At 70.7% G+C, this 5,832-nt stretch carries 8 protein-coding genes and 3 tRNA genes; 8 read left to right on the top strand and 3 right to left on the bottom strand.

Going from position 1 to position 5,832, the window contains the following annotated elements; genetic code table 11:
- The 3 genes from VNS22_RS09820 to VNS22_RS09810 form a co-directional block, all read right to left on the bottom strand.
- On the bottom strand, window positions 1-141 hold a 141-nt coding region (locus VNS22_RS09820), incomplete at its 3' end, for a GTP-binding protein (RefSeq protein WP_325731891.1).
- Window positions 142-192: 51 nt separating this feature from the next.
- Window positions 193-266 (bottom strand) — tRNA-Gly (locus VNS22_RS09815).
- Between the two features lie 47 nt (window positions 267-313).
- Window positions 314-399, bottom strand: a tRNA-Tyr gene (locus VNS22_RS09810).
- Window positions 400-492: 93 nt separating this feature from the next.
- Here VNS22_RS09810 and rlmB point away from each other — a divergent pair.
- From rlmB to VNS22_RS09770, 8 genes are all read left to right on the top strand, one after another.
- A complete protein-coding gene (gene rlmB, locus VNS22_RS09805) occupies window positions 493-1,239 on the top strand; it encodes a 23S rRNA (guanosine(2251)-2'-O)-methyltransferase RlmB (protein WP_325731890.1) in 747 nt (248 codons plus the stop codon).
- A 78-nt stretch (window positions 1,240-1,317) separates the two neighbouring features.
- Window positions 1,318-2,238: an alpha/beta hydrolase gene (locus VNS22_RS09800; protein WP_325731888.1), complete on the top strand. Its 921-nt coding sequence runs from the start codon at window positions 1,318-1,320 to the stop codon at window positions 2,236-2,238.
- A gap of 18 nt (window positions 2,239-2,256) precedes the next feature.
- Window positions 2,257-2,332 (top strand) — tRNA-Thr (locus tag VNS22_RS09795).
- 201 nt (window positions 2,333-2,533) lie between these two features.
- Window positions 2,534-3,778 carry a peptidoglycan DD-metalloendopeptidase family protein gene (locus tag VNS22_RS09790; RefSeq protein ID WP_325731886.1) on the top strand — a complete coding sequence of 415 codons (1,245 nt, stop codon included), beginning with the start codon at window positions 2,534-2,536 and terminating at the stop codon, window positions 3,776-3,778.
- Window positions 3,759-4,244, top strand: coding sequence for a polymer-forming cytoskeletal protein (locus VNS22_RS09785; protein ID WP_325731885.1), 486 nt, complete (start codon window positions 3,759-3,761; stop codon window positions 4,242-4,244). The genes VNS22_RS09790 and VNS22_RS09785 overlap by 20 nt, the downstream gene beginning before the upstream one ends.
- A gap of 20 nt (window positions 4,245-4,264) precedes the next feature.
- Window positions 4,265-5,221 carry a YeeE/YedE thiosulfate transporter family protein gene (locus tag VNS22_RS09780; protein ID WP_325731884.1) on the top strand — a complete coding sequence of 319 codons (957 nt, stop codon included), beginning with the start codon at window positions 4,265-4,267 and terminating at the stop codon, window positions 5,219-5,221.
- Between the two features lie 94 nt (window positions 5,222-5,315).
- On the top strand, window positions 5,316-5,648 hold the full coding sequence (locus VNS22_RS09775; protein WP_325731882.1) for a metalloregulator ArsR/SmtB family transcription factor: 333 nt from the start codon (window positions 5,316-5,318) through the stop codon (window positions 5,646-5,648).
- Window positions 5,645-5,832 (top strand): TIGR02186 family protein (locus tag VNS22_RS09770; protein WP_325731880.1); only part of this gene is annotated, 188 nt, incomplete at its 3' end. The genes VNS22_RS09775 and VNS22_RS09770, both read left to right, overlap by 4 nt.

The raw sequence follows: 5,832 nt of genomic DNA, 5'->3' as shown, positions 1-5,832 counted from the left end.
ATACGCCGTGAACGACGCACCTCCCGCTTCCGCCAGGATCTTCGTGATCGCGGCCGTCAGCGTGGTCTTGCCATGATCCACGTGTCCGATCGTGCCAATGTTCGCATGCGGCTTCGTCCGCTTGAACGTCTCTTTGGCCATGGCGGCAACTTATCCGGGGCTTTGGTGGGTCGAGGTGGTGAGGCTCCGACGTGGAGCGGGCGACGGGGATCGAACCCGCACAACCAGCTTGGAAGGCTGGGACTCTACCATTGAGCTACGCCCGCGCCGCACGGAGGAAGCACTCGCACCGGAGCGAACCCCGGGGGCGGGATGGTGGAGGGGGTTGGATTTGAACCAACGTAGGCTGACGCCGGCAGATTTACAGTCTGCTGCCATTGACCACTCGGCCACCCCTCCGGTAGCCCTGCCCGCAAGCGAGAGCGGCCGGGTGGTAGACGTCCGAGCGACGCCTTGTCAATCGACTGCACCCATAAAATCGCGAGATTCCCGTTGAAGCGACGTCCCGCGGCCAAGAGCCCGACCATTCTGCTGTTCGGCCGCCACGCCGTGGCGGCCGCCCTGGCCAACCCCGCAAGGCGCGTCCGCCGCCTGCATATCGGCGAGGCGGCGCTGCGCTCGTTCGAGATCCCGCAGGAGCGCGCCGGTCTGGAAGTGCGCAAGGTCGACGAGCGGGGCTTCGAGCTGCTGCTGGGGCGGGGTGCCGTCCATCAGGGGGTGGCGCTGGAGGTGGAGGCGCTCGCACCGATCGACCCCGACGCCTTCCTGGACGAGCATAAGCAGGCGCGCCGGATCGTGGCGGTCGATCAGGTCACCGACCCGCGTAACCTCGGCGCGATCCTGCGCTCCGCCGCCGCGTTCGGGGTGGATCTCGTGATCCTGCCCGAGCGGCATGCCGCGCCTCTGGACGGGGTCTGTGCGCGGGCGGCGGCGGGCGGGCTCGATCTCGTCCCGATCGCCCCCGTCGTGAACCTCGCACGCAGCCTGACGGAGCTGAAAGAGCGCGGCTTCACCGTGGTGGGGCTGGCCGGCGAGGCGGAGACCAGCCTCGACGCCGATCCGCCGGCGGAGCCCTGGGTGCTGGTGCTGGGCAGCGAGGGCGAAGGCATGCGCCGTCTGGTGCGCGAGCGCTGCGACCGGTTGGCTGCCCTGCCGATCGACCCGCGGATCGAGAGCCTGAACGTGTCGGTGGCAGCCGGCATCGCGCTATGGGCGCTGAGCCGCCCAGGCCGCGGCTGAACCAGAAGCCGGCGGCACTTTCACAGCTTCTGCCGCATGATCTAATGTCCTCCACGCGCCAGCGTGCGTGGGGGGCTCATGGCGGACGGGATCGACGGGGTTCGGGCACTGCTGGGGGCGAAGGCGCGGCCGGTGGGATGGGCCGAGCGCCGTGCCCGCCTCGACGAGGTGGCTTCCGTCGATCCGCCGGCACCGGACCTGATGTTCACGCCCGTCCGGATCGGCGCGCTTCCCGCGGAGTGGTCGCTGGCTCCCGGCAGCGACCCGGCCAGGGTGCTCCTGTACTTCCATGGCGGCGGCTACTGCTCGGGCTCGATCCGGAGCCATCGCGGCATGGTCGGTGCCACCGGCCGCGCCGCAGGCGTGCGGACACTGGCTCTGGGCTACCGGCTGGCGCCGGAGCACCCCTTCCCTGCCGCCCTGGACGATGCGCTGGACGCATACCGGTTCCTGCTCACTGAAGGCTACCCGCCCGGCCGGATCGCGCTTGGCGGCGACAGTGCCGGCGGCAACCTGGTGCTGGCCTGCATGCTGCGCCTGCGCGCCGAAGGCCTGCCCTTGCCTGGCTGCGGCTGGCTGGTCTCGCCCTGGATCGACCTTCGGATGACCGGCGACAGCCTGGTCGATAAGGCCGCGGCCGACCCGCTCATCCAGCGTGATTACCTCCACAGCCTGGCCCAGGCCTTCCTGGCCGGTCACGATCCGGACGATCCGCTGGTCTCAGCGCTCCATGCAGATCTTTCCGGGCTGCCGCCGATGCTGGTCCAAGTAGGCTCGGCCGAGACCCTGCTGGACGACGCGGTGCGGGTCACCCGGGCGCTCGGTGCCGCCGATGTCGAAGTGCGCCTGGAGATCTGGCCGCACATGATCCATGCTTGGCATCTCTGGGCAGCGCGGCTGGCCGAGGGGCAGGCCGCGATCGCCGCTGCCGGCGGCTTCATCGCCGGCCGGCTGAAGGCCGCCCCTTCTGAGACGCTTACCGAAACCGGCGGACGCTGATAGAACTCCCCCGCGTGGGCCGGCGTAGCTCAGCTGGTAGAGCATCCGCCTTGTAAGCGGGAGGTCACGGGTTCGAACCCTGTCGCCGGCACCACTTCCCGTCCGGCCCATATGCCGCGCCGGCTCCGCCACTGCCATGACATCACCGCTGCTGTGAATTCCGCGGAAATCGCAGGGGTTGTCGTCGGTTTCTTTCTCACCCATCTTCGTCCCCGGCCGGCCGGGAGCCCGGCAGAAGGAAAACCGCAGATGTCATGCCGCCTGGAGCGGCTGGCCAGTTGAATGGAGCGGCGCGATGCGTCCACAGGATGCGCACGTTGCCGACCGCCGACCTGTCCGCCGCGACCGCCCGGCGCGGTGGCTCGTTGCCGGCCTGCTGGCCGGCGCGGCGGTGGCCCTGGCAGGTGCCGGCTGGTGGGGCTGGCAGCTGAAGACCGATCTGGCCCTGCGTGAGGCGGCGATCGAGCAGCTGGCACGCCGCAATGAGACGCTGCTGGATGCCCAGGCCCAGGCGCAGAAGCTGGAGGCCCAGGTCGAAGCCCTGAGCCGTACGTTCGAGGACCAGCAGCGCGCCATCGGCCTGCTCGCGGACCTGCAGGACGGCCGGCTCGACATGCCCGCCAACCTGCCGACCAAGATGGCGGATGCGGATGCGCGGCGCATACAGATCGCGGCGGCGCTCGAACGGCTGTCGACCAGGCACGGCTTCGCGGCTACGGACCAGGAGTCCGTCTCCGACCGGCTGACCGACGCGCTGGACCGGGCGCTGGCCGACCAGGCGGCGGCCGAGGTGGCGCTACGGGCGCTCGCCGCCAAGAGCGCCGCGCTCGCCACCGAGCTGGACCAGAAGGATGCCGAGCTCGCTGCGACCAAGGAGCAGTTCCAGACCTGGGTGAAGCAGCATTACGGCATGCTGCGCGGGGTGCTGCGGACGTCCGGCATGCGGGTCGATCCCCTGGTGGAGCAGGCGCAGGCAAAGCTCAGCGGCGAAGGCGGCCCCTACGTGCCGCTCTCTTTGACCGACCCGCGGGCCGGGCGCAGCACGCTGGTGCCGCTGCCGCCCGAGCTGGGTGAGGATGCCCGGGCGGTCGACCTCTTGAGCGGCATCCTCACCGTGCTGCCGCTGGGCATGCCGGTCGTGGACGCGGAGACCCGCAGCGGCTTCGGGATCCGCGTCGACCCGTTCACCCGGCGCAAGGCGATGCATACCGGCCTGGATTTCACGCCGGGCTCCGACGGCCTGGCGGCCGCCACCGGGCCAGGCAGCGTGGCCTTTGCCGGACGGGCCGGCGCCTACGGCAACATGGTCGAGGTCGACCACGGCTTCGGCGTGACGACGCGCTATGCACATCTGGCCGGGATCGAGGTAAAGCTCGGCCAGCAGGTGACACAAGGTATGGTCGTGGGCCGGATCGGCTCGACAGGCCGCAGCACCGGGCGGCATCTGCACTACGAGATCCGGGTCGACGGAGTGGCCGTCGACCCTGCCGACTTTCTGGAGGCGCGCGTGCGCTTGGCCCATGTTCTTTCGCAGGAATAAGCGCGCGAAGGAGGCTGCTGCCGCCACCCGGGAAAGCACCGCCACCGGCACGGCCCTGATCCCGACTAGCTCGCGCGGCGGCGTGCCGGCACTCACCGGCGGCGGAAGGGGTGCGCCCACCATCCTGGGCTCCGACCTGATGATCACCGGCGACGTGACCGCCGACGGCCATCTCCTGATCGACGGCCGGATCCAGGGCGGGGTCGAGGCGCGCATGGTGACGCTCGGCCGCGACGGCGAGATCAACGGCCGGATCGAGGCCGACGAGGTCGTGCTGCACGGCTTGGTGCGCGGCAGTGTGCATGCGCGGCGGGTCCATCTGATCCGCGGCTGCCGGGTGTTCGCCGACATCCATCATGATGTGCTGCAGATCGACGAGGGCGCCTATCTGGAGGGTGCGATCCGGCGCCTGTCCGGCAGCGATGTCCTGACCGACCCGCTGGCAGCGCGCGAGCACGACGCCTGACCATCCCTGCCCTCTTCGCGATGATCGCACCGCTCCTGATCGGCCTGCTGTTCGGCGCGATCGCGGCATATTCCCATTTCTGCACCATGGGCGCGCTGTCGGACTTTTTCCTGTTCGGCAGCACCAGGCGGCTGCGCGGAATCGCGGCGGCACTTGCGGTGGCACTGGCAGGCACCGCCCTGCTCGCCTTCCTCGGCTGGCCGGTGTTCGGCTCCGGGCAGAGCGAGCTGCCCTGGCTCGCGGCACTGCTGGGGCCGCTCGCGTTTGGTGCCGGCATGACGCTGGCCGGCGGCTGCATCACCCGCAACCTGGTGCGCGCAGGCCTGGGCAGCGCCAAGGCGGGGCTCACCCTGCTCGTGGCCGGCCTGACGGCTCTGGCCGTCACCGGTGGCATCCTCGCCGCCCCGGCCGCCTGGCTGCGCCGACCGGCAATGGTGCTGGCGCTGCCGCCGGGCCTGCTGACGTCCGCAGCGGCACTGGCGGCCCTGGCACTAGCCGCCTGGGTGCTGCTGCCGGCGCGCAAGCGGGGCCGGGCTCGGACCGACATCGCGGCCGGTGCTCTGCTCGGCCTGACGGTCCCGCTCTGGCATCTCCTGGTGGCGGCCGGGCCCCTTCCGCCGATGCCGTCCTTCATCCTGCCTCTGGGGGAACTGCTCGCCCGCTGGTCGTCAGGGCCCGGCGCCCATGCCGGTGCCCTGCTCGTGCTGGGCACGCTCGCCGGTGCTGCGCTGCTGGGCCTGACGCGGCGCAGCCACCGCTTCGAGGGGTTCGCCGATGCGGGTGACCTCCAACGACACCTCCTGGGCGGCCTGCTCATGGGCCTGGGCGGCGGGCTCGCCGGTGTCTGCAGCTTCGGTCTGGCCGTCTCCGGATCAGCCGCGTTGCTACCGGCCGCAATTCTCGGCACTGTCGCCCTTGCGGTCGGATGCCGGCAGACCCTGCGCGTTCTGGAAGGTCGTTCGTTCTTCAGCCGATAGTCCGGCTTGCGCAGCAATCTCCGAGATGGGGGCCACCCAGCGCTTGAATGCGCCGGCGCCTGAGCCTGCTGGCCGGAACCGGGGGAGGTGAACGATGCAGACGGTGCTCTTGGCCGAGCGGGCGGAGCATGCCACCCGACTGCTCAGGGCAATGGCCAACGAGCACCGGCTGACCATCCTGTGCCGCATCGCCGCCAGGGAACGCTCGGTAGGGGAACTGGCGCGCCAGACCGGGCTCAGCCAGTCGGCAATCTCCCAGCACCTCGCCCGGCTGCGCCGGGAGAACGTGGTCCGCGCCCGCCGCGATGCCCAGACCGTCTGGTATTCCCTGGCCTCCAGCGAGGCCCGTGAGCTGATCGTGACGCTGGGCCGGCTGTTCGCCGGAGCAAGGCCGGACGAGCCGCCGGGCGGCCGGAGTGACCAATGAGCCGAGGTGCCCGTGCCGGCATCCTGGTCGCCCTGGTCCTGCTGGCCGGCGGCCTGGCAGCCCGGGCGGCCGGTTTGGTCGCCGACCTGTCGCATCACCTGATCGCCATCACCACCGCGTTCACCGGCAGCGACGTGCTCCTGTTCGGAGCGCTCGAGGAGACCGGCGGCGATGTCGTGGTGCT

The organism is Geminicoccus sp. (assembly GCF_035556675.1).
Classification (GTDB): Bacteria; Pseudomonadota; Alphaproteobacteria; order Geminicoccales; family Geminicoccaceae; genus Geminicoccus.
This window is presented reverse-complemented; position numbering and strand designations above follow the sequence as displayed.

What these genes read in the sequence shown, in the direction of transcription:
- VNS22_RS09775 (WP_325731882.1), top strand. Translation starts at nt 5,316, where the DNA reads ATGCAGACGGTGCTCTTGGCCGAGCGGGCGGAGCATGCCACCCGACTG.
- VNS22_RS09785 (WP_325731885.1), top strand. Translation starts at nt 3,759, where the DNA reads ATGTTCTTTCGCAGGAATAAGCGCGCGAAGGAGGCTGCTGCCGCCACC.
- VNS22_RS09790 (WP_325731886.1), top strand. Translation starts at nt 2,534, where the DNA reads ATGCGTCCACAGGATGCGCACGTTGCCGACCGCCGACCTGTCCGCCGC.
- VNS22_RS09780 (WP_325731884.1), top strand. Translation starts at nt 4,265, where the DNA reads ATGATCGCACCGCTCCTGATCGGCCTGCTGTTCGGCGCGATCGCGGCA.
- VNS22_RS09800 (WP_325731888.1), top strand. Translation starts at nt 1,318, where the DNA reads ATGGCGGACGGGATCGACGGGGTTCGGGCACTGCTGGGGGCGAAGGCG.